Annotated in this window: 17 protein-coding genes and 1 pseudogene; 10 read left to right on the top strand and 8 right to left on the bottom strand. The window is 62.3% G+C overall.

Features of this window, described 5'->3' with window-relative positions; all coding sequences use genetic code 11:
* Window positions 1–25: 25 nt before the first annotated feature.
* The gene (locus AC3WOG_RS19600; protein ID WP_492579457.1) at window positions 26–286 is read right to left on the bottom strand and encodes a DUF6723 family protein; all 261 of its coding nucleotides are present in this window, start codon (window positions 284–286) and stop codon (window positions 26–28) included.
* Between the two features lie 168 nt (window positions 287–454).
* Window positions 455–1102, bottom strand: coding sequence for a glutathione S-transferase family protein (locus tag AC3WOG_RS19595; protein ID WP_492579456.1), 648 nt, complete (start codon window positions 1100–1102; stop codon window positions 455–457).
* Window positions 1103–1219: 117 nt separating this feature from the next.
* Between AC3WOG_RS19595 and AC3WOG_RS19590 the strand changes: the two genes are divergently transcribed.
* From AC3WOG_RS19590 to AC3WOG_RS19570, 5 genes are all read left to right on the top strand, one after another.
* The gene (locus AC3WOG_RS19590; RefSeq protein WP_492579455.1) at window positions 1220–2185 is read left to right on the top strand and encodes a helix-turn-helix transcriptional regulator; all 966 of its coding nucleotides are present in this window, start codon (window positions 1220–1222) and stop codon (window positions 2183–2185) included.
* Window positions 2186–2298: 113 nt separating this feature from the next.
* Complete coding sequence (locus tag AC3WOG_RS19585) at window positions 2299–2706, top strand: hypothetical protein (RefSeq protein ID WP_492579454.1); 408 nt, start codon at window positions 2299–2301, stop codon at window positions 2704–2706.
* A complete protein-coding gene (locus AC3WOG_RS19580) occupies window positions 2703–3353 on the top strand; it encodes a lytic transglycosylase domain-containing protein (protein ID WP_492579453.1) in 651 nt (216 codons plus the stop codon). The genes AC3WOG_RS19585 and AC3WOG_RS19580 overlap by 4 nt, the downstream gene beginning before the upstream one ends.
* Before the next feature lie 177 nt (window positions 3354–3530).
* Complete coding sequence (locus AC3WOG_RS19575; RefSeq protein ID WP_492579452.1) at window positions 3531–4214, top strand: DUF2242 domain-containing protein; 684 nt, start codon at window positions 3531–3533, stop codon at window positions 4212–4214.
* A 786-nt stretch (window positions 4215–5000) separates the two neighbouring features.
* Window positions 5001–5252, top strand: coding sequence for a hypothetical protein (locus tag AC3WOG_RS19570; protein ID WP_492579451.1), 252 nt, complete (start codon window positions 5001–5003; stop codon window positions 5250–5252).
* Window positions 5253–5367: 115 nt separating this feature from the next.
* Here the strand turns inward: AC3WOG_RS19570 and AC3WOG_RS19565 are convergent.
* Window positions 5368–5784: pseudogene (locus AC3WOG_RS19565) on the bottom strand (DMT family transporter); the annotation flags it as partial.
* A 240-nt stretch (window positions 5785–6024) separates the two neighbouring features.
* Here AC3WOG_RS19565 and AC3WOG_RS19560 point away from each other — a divergent pair.
* The 3 genes from AC3WOG_RS19560 (at window position 6025) to AC3WOG_RS19550 (ending at window position 8098) form a co-directional block, all read left to right on the top strand.
* Window positions 6025–6756, top strand: coding sequence for an SDR family oxidoreductase (locus AC3WOG_RS19560; RefSeq protein ID WP_492579450.1), 732 nt, complete (start codon window positions 6025–6027; stop codon window positions 6754–6756).
* Window positions 6757–6905: 149 nt separating this feature from the next.
* The gene (locus tag AC3WOG_RS19555; protein WP_492579449.1) at window positions 6906–7658 is read left to right on the top strand and encodes an IclR family transcriptional regulator domain-containing protein; all 753 of its coding nucleotides are present in this window, start codon (window positions 6906–6908) and stop codon (window positions 7656–7658) included.
* Window positions 7659–7885: 227 nt separating this feature from the next.
* Complete coding sequence (locus AC3WOG_RS19550) at window positions 7886–8098, top strand: hypothetical protein (RefSeq protein WP_492579448.1); 213 nt, start codon at window positions 7886–7888, stop codon at window positions 8096–8098.
* 193 nt (window positions 8099–8291) lie between these two features.
* Here AC3WOG_RS19550 and AC3WOG_RS19545 read toward each other — a convergent pair whose 3' ends face one another.
* Both AC3WOG_RS19545 and AC3WOG_RS19540 read right to left on the bottom strand, forming a co-directional pair.
* Window positions 8292–8570, bottom strand: a complete 279-nt coding sequence (locus tag AC3WOG_RS19545) for a hypothetical protein (RefSeq protein ID WP_434107582.1) — start codon at window positions 8568–8570, stop codon at window positions 8292–8294.
* 67 nt (window positions 8571–8637) lie between these two features.
* Window positions 8638–9429 (bottom strand): Mut7-C RNAse domain-containing protein, encoded by a 792-nt coding sequence (locus AC3WOG_RS19540; RefSeq protein ID WP_492579447.1) that lies wholly within the window; start codon window positions 9427–9429, stop codon window positions 8638–8640.
* A 94-nt stretch (window positions 9430–9523) separates the two neighbouring features.
* On the opposite strand from AC3WOG_RS19540, the gene AC3WOG_RS19535 reads away from it, so the two are divergent.
* Together AC3WOG_RS19535 and AC3WOG_RS19530 are read left to right on the top strand one after the other, a co-directional pair.
* On the top strand, window positions 9524–10393 hold the full coding sequence (locus tag AC3WOG_RS19535) for an NAD(P)-dependent oxidoreductase (RefSeq protein ID WP_492579446.1): 870 nt from the start codon (window positions 9524–9526) through the stop codon (window positions 10391–10393).
* A 180-nt stretch (window positions 10394–10573) separates the two neighbouring features.
* Window positions 10574–11209: a LysE family translocator gene (locus AC3WOG_RS19530; RefSeq protein WP_492579445.1), complete on the top strand. Its 636-nt coding sequence runs from the start codon at window positions 10574–10576 to the stop codon at window positions 11207–11209.
* Window positions 11210–11492: 283 nt separating this feature from the next.
* Here AC3WOG_RS19530 and AC3WOG_RS19525 read toward each other — a convergent pair whose 3' ends face one another.
* The 3 genes from AC3WOG_RS19525 to AC3WOG_RS19515 all read right to left on the bottom strand — a co-directional run bounded on the left by AC3WOG_RS19525 (window position 11493) and on the right by AC3WOG_RS19515 (window position 15273).
* A complete protein-coding gene (locus AC3WOG_RS19525) occupies window positions 11493–12317 on the bottom strand; it encodes an OmpW/AlkL family protein (RefSeq protein ID WP_492579444.1) in 825 nt (274 codons plus the stop codon).
* Window positions 12318–12491: 174 nt separating this feature from the next.
* Complete coding sequence (locus tag AC3WOG_RS19520) at window positions 12492–13739, bottom strand: DUF2957 domain-containing protein (protein ID WP_492579443.1); 1248 nt, start codon at window positions 13737–13739, stop codon at window positions 12492–12494.
* Window positions 13740–13839: 100 nt separating this feature from the next.
* Entirely contained in the window at window positions 13840–15273 is a 1434-nt protein-coding gene (locus tag AC3WOG_RS19515) for a DUF2957 domain-containing protein (protein ID WP_492579442.1), read from the bottom strand.
* Window positions 15274–15612 lie beyond the last annotated feature (339 nt).

The following is a 15612-nucleotide window of genomic DNA, read 5'->3' as shown; positions in this document are numbered from 1 at the left end:
ACGAAACCCAGCGCCGCTTCAGCGTCTACAACTCCGGACGCGCCAGATCGCTGCTCACGATATGTTCGCCATACACTTGCGCCGCCGCGACCGCTTCCAGCCTGGTCGCGAACGGCCCAAGTTCCGGCGCGCCGTCGAATGGGAACAGCACGCGGCCATCGGTGGTTCGAACCACTTTCAACACGCCGAAGAAGCGCCGATAGCCAGCCAGTTTCGACGTCGCCGAAACTTCAAAGTCCTCCTCGGACGTCGCGGGTACGCTGGGAATAAATGCGTTCTTGCTCATACCTGAAAACATCTCTCGTTCGATAGGGCAGCGCCTGCCCGGAAGGCAAGCGTTTCACCCGGTTGTCCCGGAGAAGGCAATTCACCGGCGGCGTTCATTGTCTCAAATCTCAACGGATTCAACCCGATACGTAACAAGCCGGCCGCACCGGGCCCACCGCGCAACGCGTCACGCGCCCTTGAGCGCCGCCTCATGTTCGGCCGCGAGCGCCACGTCCATCTCGCTCACCTTCACGAAACTCGGCCGCGAACAAATGCGCCTGGCGTACTCGAGCACCACCGGCGTTTCCGGCACCAGCTTGAACATCATCCCCCAATGCAGCGCGATGCCCCACAAGATATCCGCGGCGGAAATCCTGTCCCCGAGCAAATAGGGAGACGCTTGCAGCTGGCCGGCCACCGTCCCGATCATCGAATCGAAATCGCCGTAAGGTGAGGTGGCCAACGGCGCCGGTTCACGCTTCATCGACTTGTCGACCAGCGCCGGCTCGTAGCACGCCGCGTAATACACCAGCCATCGAAGATACGGCCCGCGCGACGGATCGTCGAACGCCGGCGCGAGGCCGGCTTCGGGAAACAGGTCGGCCAGATAGATAAAGATGGCGACCTGCTCGGTGACCAGCGCGTCGCCATGATAAATCGCCGGTACCTTGCCAAGCGGGTTGATCGCGAGATACGGCGCCTTGCGCTGCTCGCCGGCCTTCATGTTCAGCACCTTCAGCTGATACGGGGCGCCGAGTTCTTCAAGCAGCGTGAGCGCGCTGACGGAGCGGCATTGCGGTGAATGGAACAGCGTGATCGTGCGGTCTGTGGTCATGGCGAGGCCCCTTGGTTAAACGTCTTAAGGAACGGCAACGGCATACGGTGCCGGGTCCACCCATCCTAAGCGCCCATACCTGTCAGTTTGTGTCAGGTATGACCTACACTTGTCCGCATGCGAGCCAGCCGTCTACTTTCCATCCTGATGACGTTACAAGCGCGCGGGCAGGTCACTGCCCAGTCGCTCGCCGACGAATGCGCGGTCTCGCTGCGCACCATCTATCGCGACATCGACGCGTTGAGCGCCGCAGGCGTGCCCGTGCATAGCGAGCGCGGCGCGGAAGGCGGCTACCGTTTGCTCGACGGTTACCGGACGCGGCTCAACGGTCTGTCGTCGCAAGAAGCCGAGGCGCTGTTCCTCGCCGGATTGCCGGGGCCGGTGCAAGCGCTGGGTCTCGGGGCGGTGATGGCGGGCGCGCAGACCAAGCTGCTCGCCGCGTTGCCCGTGGAACTGCGCTCGACCGCCGAGCGCATGCGCTCGCGTTTTCACCTCGACGCCCCCGCCTGGTTCTCCGATGCCGACCAGCCTGTGCATCTGCCGTTGATCGCCAACGCGGTCTGGGCGCAGCACGCGTTGCAGATTCGTTATCAAAGCTGGAAGGCCGAAAAGTTTCGCCGGATCGAACCGCTCGGCATCGTGCTGAAAAGCGGCGCGTGGTATGTGGTCGGGCGCGTAGCTACGGATATCCGCATCTACCGCATCTCTCGCATTCGAGATTTGAGCGTGCTGGACGAAACCTTCGAGCGCCCGTGCGCCTTCGATCTGGCGACGTTCTGGCAAGACAGCACGCAGCGTCTTTCCGAAGAGATGCATGCAAGCAAGGCGACGCTGCGCCTGTCGCCGTGGGGTATGAAAATGCTCGAAGCCTTCACGTCGCCATTCGCGCGCGCCGCGGCCACGATAAGCGAGCCGGATGCTGCGGACGGCTGGTGCACCGTCACGCTGCCGGTCGGCTCGGTGAGGCAGGCGTGTGCGGAGTTGTTGCGCTTCGGCACCGAGGCCGAAGTGCTGGCGCCGCCCGAATTGCGCGCGCAGATGGCGGAGGTTGCTGCCGCCTTGCATCGTCGCTACGGGCAATGATGCCGCCGCGTGGCTTTCTCAACGGACGATACGCGGCACGCTTCAAGGAAGTATTCGGTCAGAACATCTTCGCCGATCGGACCAAGGCGTTCACGCAAGCAATGTACGCGACCATGCGCTTCGAACTCGAAGACCCGAGTTTTCACCCGTACACCAGCAAGTTCGATTACTACTTCGACGGAAAAGTGCAACTAACGGCACAAGAGCTGCGAGGCAAAAAGCTGTTCGACAATCCGGCGGGAAGCAATTGCGCGTCATGTCATATCGACCAGCCGGGCGTCGACAGTTCACATCTGCTCTTCACCGGCTTCAATTTCCAGGCACTCGGTGTGCCTCGTAATACCGAGTTGCGAGCGAACGCGGATCCGAACTACTTCGATATGGGTTTGTGCGGGCCGCTGCGCACCGATCAGTCGAGCGACAAGAACACGCCAAAACACCGACCGGCCCGCTTTGGTCAGACGAATTTTGGGCAACGCTATAATGCGCGAATCCTTTTCCTTCTCCGTCCTCCGCCATGAGCCGGTTACTTTGCCTGATCGTGCTTTCGCTCGGCCTGATGCAAGCCGCAATGGCCGAGGAAAATATTGACCGCACGTCCGCGTATCTGATGCACAAGTTCGGTCTGACGGGGGACAAGGCTCAAAAGATTTCGGACGCGGTGCAATCCGCCGCTTCGAAGTATTCACTCCCGCCGGCACTGCTGCTGGCGATCATCTCGATCGAATCCCGCTTCAAGGAAAAAGCCAAGGGCGCCAACGGCGCAACCGGGCTGATGCAGGTCGTGCCGGGTGCACACAGAGGGCTGCTGAGAAACGTCAAGGACCTCACCGAGCCGACCACCAACATCGAAGTCGGTTCGGCGATCCTGTACGGCTACATGCGCTCGGCCAATGGCGACCTGAACGCGGCGCTCAAGAGCTACGGCGGGTCGCGAGCATACGCGCAGAAGGTGAGCTTGCGCGTGGAAGACTTCGCTGCAGCAGCCGGCTCGCAGGACGCGGCGCGGCACCCGGACGCGCAGGCCGGCGTGTGCGAGGCTCGCCTGGCCGATCGTTGTGCGGCGCCGGGCAATTGGGCCAATTCCTTTGCGATGCCGACCGGCAACGCTGCCGGGGCGATCAGCGCGCCGGGGTCGTTGAACGGATTGCCCGCCGCGTCGAACTGAGCGCCTGCTTCCTTTCCCTTTTTCCATTTACGTTGCAGCGGACCTCGGCGCTGTAACGGGCGATCACGTTGTGTAAGTCGGCGCGAGGCGTGGGCTGCACGCTTTTTACGCAGCTTGCGCAACGCGCTCTACAATGCATCTCCATTCGAGTTCACGTAGTGCCCCTTCCGATCGACCATGTTCACCTCGTTTTTCAAAACCACCACCGCCTCGCTGTTTGGGTTGCTCACGCTTGCGGCTTGCAGCAGCGCTCCGCAGCCGAAATTCCAGCAGGAATTGTTCGAAACGGGCGCGAGCCCTTACGCACGCAATTTCAACTCGAATACCACCGATACCTGCGAGGCCGCGCGCCGCGCTTTGCTGAGCCAGGGCTATCTGACGACCATGACGCGCACCGACACCGTCGACGGTACGAAGAATTTCCAGCCCACCGGAGATTCGCACGTCGTCGTGGAGTTTCATGTCGTCTGTACGCCGGGTGAAGAGGCGAGCGATACGAGCATCGTCTACGTGAACGCTGTGCAAAACGGCTTTGCTCTGAAGAAAAGCGATACGTCGGCCAGCGTCGGGCTGAGCGTGCTGGGATCGTTATCGCTGCCGATCCGTTCGAACAGCGACGCGATGGTCAAGATTTCAAGCGAGACCATTCCGTCGGGCAAGTTCTACGACCGCTTCTTTGGACTCGTCGACCACTATCTGCAGACGGTAGTGCGCACTCAGCCGGTGGCTAACAGCCGCATCGAGACGCGCATATTGCCGATGCCTGTCGAAGCCACGGTTCCAGCGCCCGCTCCAGCGCTACCAGTTGCGGTGGGGCAGGCTGCTTCCGTACAACCTGCAAGCGGGAGCGTGGTGCCCTGATCGCATCCGGCTGCGGCTATGTCGTAGCTGCGCTCAGCGCCCGCTCAGCCTTTGATTTCAGCGTGCAGCGATACTTGTCCTATGTCTTTTACTTCATACGTATATATATGTGTAGTAATAGTTAACAAGGGTTAACCCCTTCTGTGGATAAGTCTCAAATTTCCCGCCGCATCAACAGCATGCGAAAACGATAACCTTGCGGAACACGTCTGTAGAAAAACTACAAAGGTGGGATAACTTTGGCGGTGCTCGCGAACCGTCCCGCTTTATCAAGATTCCGCGCACAGGCTGTCCGACGCCCTATCCCGAAGTTATCCATAGGCAGATGTGGATAACTCAAGCGCTTCGCAGTGCCTCAGCATGCCGCTTCCCACCGGTTTTTCATCCATGCATCCGCTCGCCACCGTACAGACTTCGACGCCCGCATGCGCGCACATTGAAGACGGACGGTACGAAGATTGCGTGTCTCTTTTTGCAAGCGCAACTGTTGCTATTTAGTCAAAACCATTTCAGCAACGGCCGATCCAGGCATAAAGTTAAAGTGTTTTCTGAAGTTATTGGTGCAGTGCGGGGGTGTGCGATGAAACGCAGAACAGCACGACAGCTAGTCCGTCTTCTTTCGGATATCAGACATGCCGCTCATTGCAGCACGCTGCGGGCGGCGGCAACCAACCGGGCCATCGCCCTCGCATCCACGGAACACGACGCGGACGCAGCCGGCGAGAGTGACGAAAGCACCGAGGCCGCGCGCGAATCGCGTCACGACAAACCGGCCCGGGGCGAATCATGAGATCCGCGAGCGAACAATCGCTGCGTTTCCTTGTCGAGAAATGGCTGGCGCCCGGACCGTCGAGTCCGGTTCACGTTACCGAATTCAGCCGTACCCGTCTGGGTGGCAGGCGTTATGTACGCGTCGAGGCGTCATTGGAAACCGGCTCGCGTGGTTTGTTTTTCTTTCGTCACGACGACGGCTGCTGGTGCGTTTTTCCACCCACCGCGGACACCCCAAAAATTTTCACCCAGCCGCGCGCGGCTTAGCGTCGAAGCGCGCGGAGAACGATCCGCGCGCTATCGCTATTCCTATCCCTTCAGGCACACCACTTTCGCTTCGGCGTGGAATGGGGCGACTGGCTACGCGCTCAGGATGGATGACTCAGGAAGCTTGAGGCAGCCGCTCGCCTCCGCGACGCCACGCCGGCATCACCTGACACACGATCAAACCCGCCAGCATGAGCGCGCATCCGAACAGCGCCCGCGCCGATAGCGTCTCGCCGAGCACGAGCCATCCCGCCAGCGCGGCGAACACACCTTCCATGCTGAAGATCACCGCGGCATGCGAGGGCGCCGCATGCTTCTGCGCGATCACCTGGATCGTATAAGCGACGCCGACCGACAACGCACCGCCATAAAGAATCGTCGGCGCGGCGCGCACGATTACCGCGAGATTGATCGGCTCGATCGCGAGCCCGACCAGCAGACACGCGAGCCCGCAAGTCACGAACTGCACGAGCGCCAACATCAGCGGATCGTGCCGCGACGCGAAGCGGCCGACCAGCATCATCTGAACTGCGCAAGGCGATCGTCATCCTCGATCAGCGGCACGCTGGTTTTGAGGGGGCTTCGTTCATGTCGGTCTCCACTATCAGGCGCCGATTCTATCCGTGCGCGCACGTGCCCGATACGCCGTAGACACTCGTGAACACTTGAACACAATTGCGCACACATTCCCCCAACTTCAGGACAGACGCGGCGAGGCGGCGTCCCTGGACTGCGGCTTCCATCCCAATGAAAAGTCCTGATCGACACGAATGTGCGCGACACCTTACGCTTCGCGTCGCGCTTTGCCGACAGCAAAACACTGCGGCGCTTTTTGCACGTGAGCACGGCCATGGCGTGCGGCATGCAATGCGGCGCGAACGTGCACGAGTCGCCGTTCGGCTATGGCGAAACGCAGCACCTCGTGCCGTACACGCAAAGCAAGCGCGAAGTCGAACGGCTGTTGCGCACGACGTATCCGCGCTTGCCGCTGGTGGTGGTACGGCCATCGATCGTGGTCGGTCATACGGTGCTCGGCACGTTGCCTTCGGCGAGCCTGTTCTGGGTGTTTCGCGTGGTGCACGGCGCGCGGCGCTGCACGGCGCGGGCGATGAACCGCATCGACGTCGTGTCCGCCGACGACTGCGCGCGTGCGCTCGCGCTGCTGGCAGTGAAGCCGTCGCTGGCCTTCGATACCTATCACGTGTCGGCCGGTTCCGACGCGCCGACCGTCGGCCAGATCATCAGCGCAATGGACGAAGCCACCGGCACCTCGGGTCGCCGCTATTCGATGTGCCGTGTGCGCGACTTCGGCAGGATCGCGCGCGAGGTGGTCGGCCGCGACCGTTGCGGCAGCGGCCGCCTGATCGAACACGCGTTGCGTTTGTACGCCGGTTTCGCGGAACTGGACTACACCTTCGACAATCGCGCGTCTGCGCGACGAAATCGGTTTCGCGCCGCTGCCGTTCACGGACTACGTCAGCGAATGCGTGCGGACGTCGCGTAGCGTAGGCATCGTCGAACAGATGCGTTGGGACTTCAAATGAGCCGACGTCGAATCCCACGCCGGGCGGCTGCTGCGCGATAATCGCGCAACGGCCATGCGGCTCACGGGACGACTGCGCCGCCTGGCCGACCGATTTTCAGGCAAGCACAATGGATGAGAAAGACTGGATCGCCGGCGCCGCGAAGGCGCTTGCGATCATCGAAGCATTCGACGAAGAGCACACGCGCATGACCCCGACCATGGTAGCCTCGCGCGCCGCGCTGTCGCGCACGGCGGCGCGCCGCTATCTGTTGACGCTGCGCGAACTCGGCTACGTGGATACCGATGGCAAGTTGTTCTGGCTGGCACCGCGAGTGCTGCGGCTCGGTCAGTCCTATCTGGATTCGGCGCGTTTGCCGCGCACCGTGCAGCCGTTCCTGCAGCGCATTACGGCGACCGTGCAGGAAACCGCGCTGGTCGCGATTCTCGACGAACATGACGTGGTCTACGTCGCGCGCAATGGCGTGAACCGGGCGATGGCGGTCGGCTTTGTGCTCGGCTCGCGGGCGCCCGCGCCGTTGTCGTCGGCGGGCCTGGTTCTGCTGGCGTTTCGCGCGCCGGAGGACATCGAGCAGTGGCTCGCCTCGTATCCGATCAAGGTATTCACGCCGCACACGTATTCCACCATCGAGAAGTTACGCGAGGTGCTCGGCGAAATCCGCCGCAATGGCTATGTCGTTACCGACCAGCAACTGGAGTTGGGGATGCGCGGCGTCGCGGTGCCGCTGCGTGACCGGCACGGCTCGGTAGTGGCGGCGATCAGTGTCAGCATGCCGATCGGCCAGGAGTCGGCGAACGCCGCGCTGCACCGGGTGCTGCCGACCTTGCAGGAAACCGCCAGCCTGCTGCGTAATCTGGTCTAAAGCGACAATCTAGGTAATTGCCCTAATACGGCGTGCTTAATGAGTGAAAGCATCGCGAAAGCAACGTGTCTCCCGGAAAATACATATCGAGTTTTGGGCATGACAAACCGCCTACACTGCGTAATACTCTCCCGCGGGGAGCGGGAAGGCGCCTCAAGCCATGTCTGCTTCACCGTGCAGCTATTTCATTCACATTGACTCAGTCGTCCAGGTTTGGGGAACAACACATGAAAAAAGTTATCGCCTCGCTCGCAGCCGCATCGATCGCGCTGGTTTCGGTTCAAGCTTTCGCACAAGCTTCTGACGCTGCTCCGGCCATGGCAGCACCGGCTAGCGCCACGAAGCATCACATCAAGAAGCTGAAGACGCACGGCAAGCGCGCTCCGGTTTCGGCAGCAGCTTCGGCAGCTGGCACGAACGACAAGGGCACGGCGAACTAAGCTGACGCTTGGGTTCGTCGGGCGAGTCTCTCCGGTTCGCGTCTGTGCGCCGCTAGTCGGCCAGTGCAGGGCGGTTCCGGTTCAGCGTCGCCAGCAAAAAGGCCAGAGCTCATGCTCTGGCCTTTTTGTATCTGAGCAGCGGTTTGCCGGCCGTGATGCGGACAAAACGCTGCAACGGCGCGCTCGACAGCGCTTAGCCAGCGAGGCCGCGCTTGATGACCTCGTTCAGCAGTCCGCTCATGCCTTCCGGATGCGTGGCAGCCCGCTCTTTCAGTTCAGCGACCAGTTCGCCGTTCAGCTTGCAGGCAAACGCGACCAGGCCCTGTGCCTGATCGAGCTTGCGCTGCTCGCGGCGGTCGAGCTTCGGCTCGGCAGCGGCGGCTTTGCCGAAGCGGTCGGCGGTCGACAGCTTCATTGCGTTGTTCAGTTTGAGTGCCTTGTTCTTTTCAAGGTCGGTTTTTTTCATCGCCATACGGAAGGCCTCTGCCAGATAAGTAATCCCGCATTGTACGCATCGCGCCTACGTATCGCGCCGCGCGTTACGCGAGCGGCGGCGCTCGCTGCTCAGACGGGGGGTAAGCGGACCGGCTCTGCGTACCGGCCACGCTGTCCATCAAGGCGCGCATTCTTTGCCAGTGCGTGCCTTCCCAGAACACGCGCCGGCAGACGTCGCAAGTGACGAATTGCGTATGCCGTTCCAGCACGCCTTCAGGCGCGCGGCCGGCGACATCTTCTTTGGCGATACGCCGCAGCGGCGCATTGCACATCAGGCACAAACGAAACGGCTGCGCGCTGCCGGCCAGATCGAGCCGTTCGAACACTTCGCGCAATTGCTCGCGGGGCCGCAAGGTACGCACGTAGCAGCCGTGCGTGATGGTGCGCCGTTTTAATAACTCACGGTCGCGTGTCAAAACGATGCGCTGTTGTTCGACGGCGAGCGCTTCGATATCGGCGTCGGGATAATGGTTGTCGTAGAGCGTATCGAAGCCTGCCAGCCGCAACAGCGGAGCGAGACCGCCCAGATGCGCGTCGGCGATGAAGCGCATGACGCGCAGCGGCCGTTCGCGCACGCGTAAGAGCGGCTGGATGTCGAGCGCTTCAAACTTGGGATAAACGGCAATGCGGTCGCCGTCTGACAGCGGGTGATTGAAACCGACCGATTCTCCGTTCACCAGAATCAGCTCGACTTCGGTATGCGGTACGCCGAGCGCCTCGATCATGTGCTTCGCGGTGGCGCCGCGCGCGCAGGCGCAACTAAACGCGCGCCGACGCAGCGGCCGGGCGAGAAAATCGTTCAGCTCCTCATAGAAGCGGAAAGTCGCGGTGACCATCGCATCAGTATCGCACCGTGTTTCAATGCGCGCTGTCCTGCACGTGTAGCGTGGGTGTGCTTTACTTCCAGTCCTTTAGAAGATGGAGCGACAGATGGACATCGGTTTTATCGGTCTCGGCGAGATGGGCGCCGCAATGGTTGCAAACATTTTGAAAGCCGGACATCAGGTGCGTGTGTGGAATCGCTCGCCGGATCGCGCGCAGCCGCTCGTCGACGCAGGCGCGCGGATCGTCGCGACGGCGGCCGAAGCGTTTGCTGGCGACGCCGTGTTCTCGATGCTCGCCGACGATGCCGCGCTGCGCGAAGTCATCACTGCGTCGCTGCTGGAACACGCTCCGCGCGGGTTGATCCACGTGAACATGGCAACGATCTCGGTGGCGCTGGCCGAGGAACTGGCGACGGCGCACGCGTCGCGCGGCGTCAACTATGTCGCCGCGCCGGTGATGGGACGGCCGGACGTCGCGGCGGCGGGCAAGCTGACGATCGTCGCCGGCGGTCCGGCTGAGGCGATTGACCGCGTGCAGCCGATTTTCGACGCCATCGGCCAGAAAACGTGGCGCATCGGTTCACTGCCGCAGCAGGCGAACGTGATGAAGCTGGCGGCGAACTTCATGCTGGCCGCGGCCGTCGAGACGCTCGGCGAGGCGGCCACGCTGGTGACCGGCCACGGCCTCGCCATGCAGGATTTCCTCGATGTGATCACGAGCGGCCTTTTCCCGGGGCCGGTCTATCAGGGCTACGGCAAGATGATCGCCGAGCAGCGCTACGAGCCGGCGCTGTTCAAGGCGCGCCTCGGGCTGAAGGACGTGCGCCTTGCGCTGGCAGCCGCCGACGCGGTGACGACCCCGCTGCCGATCGCAAGCGTCGTGCGCGACAGCCTGCTGGAAGCAGTGGCTCATGGCGACGGCGAGAAAGATTTCGCGGTGCTGGGCGAGGTGGCGGCGCGGCGGGCAGGGCGCTGAGCATCTGCGTGCGGGCGTAGCGCAAAGGCGCGCCCGCGAGGCGTCGCAGGCTTCGTACCCGGGCGCTGAGCCGCCGTGGGCTTCCCGCTGCGAAGCGGCAGCACTGCGGTGCCGTGGATCCGCGTGGGCGGGCATAATAGCCGCCCGATCCTCTTTCCCGCGCTTCCCGCGCCGATCCATATGAGTCTGCATACCTGGTGGCTGTTCGCCGCCACCGTCTTCGTCGTTTCCGCGATTCCCGGTCCGAACATGCTGCTGGTCATGACGCACGGCGCCCAGCACGGCCTGCGCCGCTGCAGTGCGACCATGGCCGGCTGCCTGTCGGCGCTGGTGCTGATGCTGGCAGTGTCGGCGGCGGGCCTTGGCGTGTTTCTCGAAGCATGGCCGGCGATGTTCAACGCGCTGCGCATGATCGGCGCGGCGTACCTCGTCTATCTGGGCATCAAGGCATGGCGCGCACCGGCCGACGAAGCCGCCGCGGGCGTTGCCGACGAGCTGGCCGCAAAACCCGTGCGTTCGCGCATCGCGCTGTTTCGCAATGGCTTCCTGGTGGCTGGCAGCAACCCGAAAGCCATCCTGTTCGCCGCTGCGCTGCTGCCGCAATTCATCGACGCCGCGCAGCCAAAACTGCTGCAGTTCGGCGTACTCGTTGCCACGTTCGCGACGATCGAGGTGAGCTGGTATCTCGTGTATGCCGGCTTCGGCACGCGGATCGGCGCGAAATTGAAGAGCCGCAGCGTCGCGAAGATGTTCAATCGTCTGACGGGCGGTGTGTTTGTCGGCTTCGGCGCGATGATGGCGCTGGTGCGCCACTAGGCGCATACAGGGTGCCGGCGCGAATTCGGCCGGTAAAACGTTGCGTATAAGCAACGCTGAGGGTCAACCCTAATTCTAATGTTGCGCCGCACCAAACCATTTGCTATAGTTCGTCTTGTCTCCTCCATGTCTCCTCTGATATGGATTCAGCCCGCCAGCTTAGGCGGGCTTTTTTTTGCCCTGAATTTCGCGTTTCTCCCAGAACCAGAAACGACAAAGCCGGCTGGCCCCGTGAACGGGCCGCCGGCTTTTTTCGCGTCGGCGTTTGCGTCGAACCTGGAACTTAGAACTTGTACGAGACGGCCAGGAACGAAATGATCGGATCGGCTTTCAGCTCCGCCTTGGAGACACTCAGTTCCGTGCCGTCCGCCGCCTTGATGATGACCGACGAGGTCGTCTTCAGCGGGATGTACGTGACCGAGGCCACCATGCCCCAGTGATCGGTGATGTTGTACGACAGACCCGCATTGAACACCGGCTGCCATGACGACGAAGCCTTTGCCGACACCTGCGTCTGCCCTGGCTTGCCAGCGCCCGCTGCCAGCACCGCGCCGAGGTTGTTCTGCGTCGAGGTCACGAAGTTCGGGCTCAACTGGATATCGGAGAACCAGTTGTAGGACACGCCGATACCGACGAACGGCCTGAACTTCGCGGTCGGCGCATTGAAGTAGTACTGGAACAGCAGCGCCGGGCTCCACTGGCGCACGTTCTTTACGATCGGATTGGCCTGCGGATCGCCGAGATTCTGCTGGCCGAGCGCGCCTGCCGGTCCAGGCGGCTTGATGGTGCCGTGCCCGTAGATCTTGAAGACCGGCGGCACGCCCGCCACCGTCGATACCGCAATGTGATCGGTGAGGTAATGGCTGAACACGAGGCCGACCGTATTGGCGCTATTGGTCGACAACCCCGTGCCGGACGACGTGAAGGAGCTCGGCAGACGCAGCGGCGTGTTGATCGGCGTCGGCGCGACGTTGGTGGTGAGCGGCGTGCTCGAATCCTGCGGCATCACGTGGAACCAGCCGAGCACGGCGACGTTGTCGCCCGCATGTTGCGCGTGGGCACTGGCGGACAGGCAAGCGGCCAGTACCGCGAGATAGATTTTTTTCATGTTGTTCCTCCTCCGGAAGCGCGCGCCTCGCAAGACGCGCGGCGGCGGCCCGGTTACCCGGCCGTTGCGCTGAATACGCTGTGCTCTGTGAGCACCGGCTGCCGCGTTGATGCTGTACGCAGCAGCCGGGACGCGAACGCCTCGGTGCGTGTCGCCGACGCGTGGCTTTGCCCGTTACTGGACGAAGGCGCCGATCGTGAAGTACGGCGAAGCCGCGTTGGTCAGATCGAGGTAGCCGAACACGCCGCCCGTGAAGATCATCTTTCCGGTCGGTGTGGTGCCAGTCGAAGCGCCCACTTGCGTCGTCGTCACCACACCCGGTACGGCTTGCGTGAAGTCCAGATTCAGCGCCGTCGCGAGCGATGCCTGCGACGCGTTGAACGGATCGAGCAGCGTCGCCTGCGTGCCTTCCAGAGCGGTGGTGCGATAGTTGAACTGGCTATCCACGCCGATGTACTCACCGTTTTGCGAGTTCACCGCGATCGAGCTTTGCGGCGCCAGAATCGAGATGCCCGATTCGTCATCCGCATACGGTCCGAGTTCGCCGTTTTGCGGCACGGTGACCGACGAGTTCGCCGCGCCGGCGCGAACCAGGATCGGCACCAGCTGGTTGCGCAGCTTGCCGACGATCATGTAGCCCCTGGCTTTCGGCGTAGTGGCGAGCGTCGGCTTTGCCTGGCCCAGGAACTTGTCGGTTTCGAACGCGCCGCTGCCGTCGGGCGACTGCACGAAGTTCGTGCCCGGCTGCTGGCATTTGCCCGCGTTGACGCCGGAGTTGTCGCATTCGCTCCACGTGCCGTCCGCGTTGATGGTGATCTTCGAATCGACCGCGACCGGCGCGAAGTTCTGCGACGGAACCTGGTGATAGCCGAGCTGGTTGTAGGTGCCGACCACGTTCGCGAGGTTCGTTTCAATCGACGAGAAGCCAATGAACGGGTAGTACGGGAACTTGGTATCGGGCACCGCGCCCACGCCGAGGATGCCGCCGAACGAAATTTCCGCGCCCGGAATCGTGCCGCCCGCCACGCCTTCGCCGACGAAAATACGCGCCGGACGATTCGGGTCGAGGCTCGCGCCGTTCAGACGGAACGCGCACTGATTGAGCTTGTTCGTCGGCAGCAGGGTTTCCTGAGTCAGCGTGCCGCTCGCGCTCTGGCCCGCACGCGTCGGTACAACGGTGCCGGTGGTCGCCGGAATCGGCGATTCGATGTAGTTGACCTGCCAGGTCATCCTGGTCGTATCGAGCTGCAGCTTGACCAGTTCGCCGTCACCGCCGCCGCCCGTAAACACCGTGCCGTAATCGAGCGCAGCGGGACACAAACGAACTTCAGTCACCGGTCCATCGCCGCCGCCACCACCACCACCGCACGCCCCCAGCAACGGTGCCGCAAGAGCAAGCACCGAAAGGAATTTCCATTTCATACTGCCTCCTGAATTTTCTCGTTGTGTGTGGCCGGCTCCCAGTCCAGCCACCTTTTGCTCTATTTATTTCTCGTACTGCGAACTACTGTTTAGCTGTCCCTTATTTGCTGATCTGTGCTCCGACGCCGAAGTACGGCGCGCTGGAGGCGGTGCTGTTGAGCTGCGAAGTCGGTGCTACGCCACCATTCATCGTGTCCTGAATGGCGATCGCATACAGGCCGCCGGAGGCAATCGCGAAACCGGTCTTGCCGTTCTTGTCCTGCACACCGACCAGCCCCGGGCTCGGCAGGCTGTAGCCCAAACCGAAGCCGTCTTCCGCCGTGGAAGTGGTCGGATTGATGAAGGTGCCGACGCCGCCCTGAATCAACGTTGCGGTGTACTTGAAGTTCGAATCCGCGCCGACATAGCCGCCGTCGAAGCCGCCAGATGCGAGCGGTGTGGCTGCAGCGAGCATGGCGATGCCGGATTCGTCGTCGACCTTGGCGTCGAGATGCAACGGCGGAGTGCCGAGGTTGACCGAGCCGGTGCGGATGACCAGCGGCACGGTTGCGCCGTTGATCTGGCCGAGAATCATGTGTGCCTGAGCCGACTTGCCGCTCGGCTGATTAAACGGCGGCAGCTTCAGTTGCGCACCGATCTGCGGCGCCTGCTGACTGTCGAAATAGCCGCTGCTGTTGACGGTCCACGCCGTACCGGTCGACAGGCATCCGCTCGTACTCGGATTGAAGGCGGCGTTTGCCGGATTGGAGCCGGTGCAGTTGCCGCTTGCGTCGAAGGTTTCAACCGTGTTGGTGGCCGTTGCCGCGTAAGAACCCGAGGGCACGATGTGGTAGAGCAGGCCGTTGTAGGTGCCCGCCAGCTTGGTGAGGTCCGTTGTCGTGCTGGCAAAACCGAGGAACGGATAGAAGTCGAAATGCCGCTTGGGCACGGCACCGATGTTCTGCAGGCCCGGCAACGGAGCAATGGTCAGCCCGGCGTACTCGACCGTCGCGCCTGGAATGCCGCCGCCGGCTACGCCCAGGCCGACCAGGATCATCGGTGGGTTCGGATTGTTGACGAAGTCCGGCGTCGTGTAAGTCGTGCCGTCGGCGGCCGCGGTGCCGGTGCCTTTGCCGAGGATGAACGCGCAACGTGTTTGTTCCGCGGTCGGCAGCATGCCGGTCGGCGGATGGATCACCGCGCCGGTGATCTGCGTGCCTTCACGCGTCACCGTGACGTCGGCGCTGGTCAACGGGATCGGCGATTTGAGCCACTTCAGCGTGTAGGTCATCGCGGTGGCGTCGATGTTCAACTGCACCACTTCGCCGCTGCCTGCGCCACCGAGGAACGTGGTCTTGACAATGTCGGCATTGGCCGGACACAGCGGGGCAGCGCCCGCGCCCTGGGCCGGCGGACCCTGGACGCCGCAGCTCGAACCCGAGCATTGCGCCGAATTGATCGGGCCAGGATTGTCCGCTTTGCCGCCGCCGCAAGCGATGAGAAATGGGACCGTGGCAATGGCCATTGCCAAGCCTCGATTAATGGCGTCCGACATGCTGCTGTCTCCCTTCATGTAATTGTGCGAAGTAATTTCGCTGCGCTGTTAATGCCTGTCAATTGAAAGAACCGTCTAAAAAGACTGATTCAAACAGCGCATTTTTTGCGGGACGCATGCAGGGTGGACGCTGGCGGTCCTTTTAAACAAAAAAGGAAATTTCGCTGCTGCTGCGGTACCGTTGCTTCGCCGCACACGCTTACCAGGCAAGCGTCACAGCAAAAAGGCTCTATCATGTTCGAACGACCGTTCGCGAAAAAATCAGGTGTTTCCCCAGGCGGAAAACTATGCTGTACGGGTCAATTACGGGAATGATTTACCGGCCGATGATGAGCAGTC

It is taken from the genome of Paraburkholderia sp. FW306-02-B (assembly GCF_058782725.1).
This window is presented reverse-complemented; position numbering and strand designations above follow the sequence as displayed.

What these genes read in the sequence shown, in the direction of transcription:
- AC3WOG_RS19600 (WP_492579457.1), bottom strand. Translation starts at nt 286, where the DNA reads ATGAGCAAGAACGCATTTATTCCCAGCGTACCCGCGACGTCCGAGGAG.
- AC3WOG_RS19595 (WP_492579456.1), bottom strand. Translation starts at nt 1,102, where the DNA reads ATGACCACAGACCGCACGATCACGCTGTTCCATTCACCGCAATGCCGC.
- AC3WOG_RS19590 (WP_492579455.1), top strand. Translation starts at nt 1,220, where the DNA reads ATGCGAGCCAGCCGTCTACTTTCCATCCTGATGACGTTACAAGCGCGC.
- AC3WOG_RS19585 (WP_492579454.1), top strand. Translation starts at nt 2,299, where the DNA reads ATGCGCTTCGAACTCGAAGACCCGAGTTTTCACCCGTACACCAGCAAG.
- AC3WOG_RS19580 (WP_492579453.1), top strand. Translation starts at nt 2,703, where the DNA reads ATGAGCCGGTTACTTTGCCTGATCGTGCTTTCGCTCGGCCTGATGCAA.
- AC3WOG_RS19575 (WP_492579452.1), top strand. Translation starts at nt 3,531, where the DNA reads ATGTTCACCTCGTTTTTCAAAACCACCACCGCCTCGCTGTTTGGGTTG.
- AC3WOG_RS19570 (WP_492579451.1), top strand. Translation starts at nt 5,001, where the DNA reads ATGAGATCCGCGAGCGAACAATCGCTGCGTTTCCTTGTCGAGAAATGG.
- AC3WOG_RS19555 (WP_492579449.1), top strand. Translation starts at nt 6,906, where the DNA reads ATGGATGAGAAAGACTGGATCGCCGGCGCCGCGAAGGCGCTTGCGATC.
- AC3WOG_RS19550 (WP_492579448.1), top strand. Translation starts at nt 7,886, where the DNA reads ATGAAAAAAGTTATCGCCTCGCTCGCAGCCGCATCGATCGCGCTGGTT.
- AC3WOG_RS19545 (WP_434107582.1), bottom strand. Translation starts at nt 8,570, where the DNA reads ATGGCGATGAAAAAAACCGACCTTGAAAAGAACAAGGCACTCAAACTG.
- AC3WOG_RS19540 (WP_492579447.1), bottom strand. Translation starts at nt 9,429, where the DNA reads ATGGTCACCGCGACTTTCCGCTTCTATGAGGAGCTGAACGATTTTCTC.
- AC3WOG_RS19535 (WP_492579446.1), top strand. Translation starts at nt 9,524, where the DNA reads ATGGACATCGGTTTTATCGGTCTCGGCGAGATGGGCGCCGCAATGGTT.
- AC3WOG_RS19530 (WP_492579445.1), top strand. Translation starts at nt 10,574, where the DNA reads ATGAGTCTGCATACCTGGTGGCTGTTCGCCGCCACCGTCTTCGTCGTT.
- AC3WOG_RS19525 (WP_492579444.1), bottom strand. Translation starts at nt 12,317, where the DNA reads ATGAAAAAAATCTATCTCGCGGTACTGGCCGCTTGCCTGTCCGCCAGT.
- AC3WOG_RS19520 (WP_492579443.1), bottom strand. Translation starts at nt 13,739, where the DNA reads ATGAAATGGAAATTCCTTTCGGTGCTTGCTCTTGCGGCACCGTTGCTG.
- AC3WOG_RS19515 (WP_492579442.1), bottom strand. Translation starts at nt 15,273, where the DNA reads ATGTCGGACGCCATTAATCGAGGCTTGGCAATGGCCATTGCCACGGTC.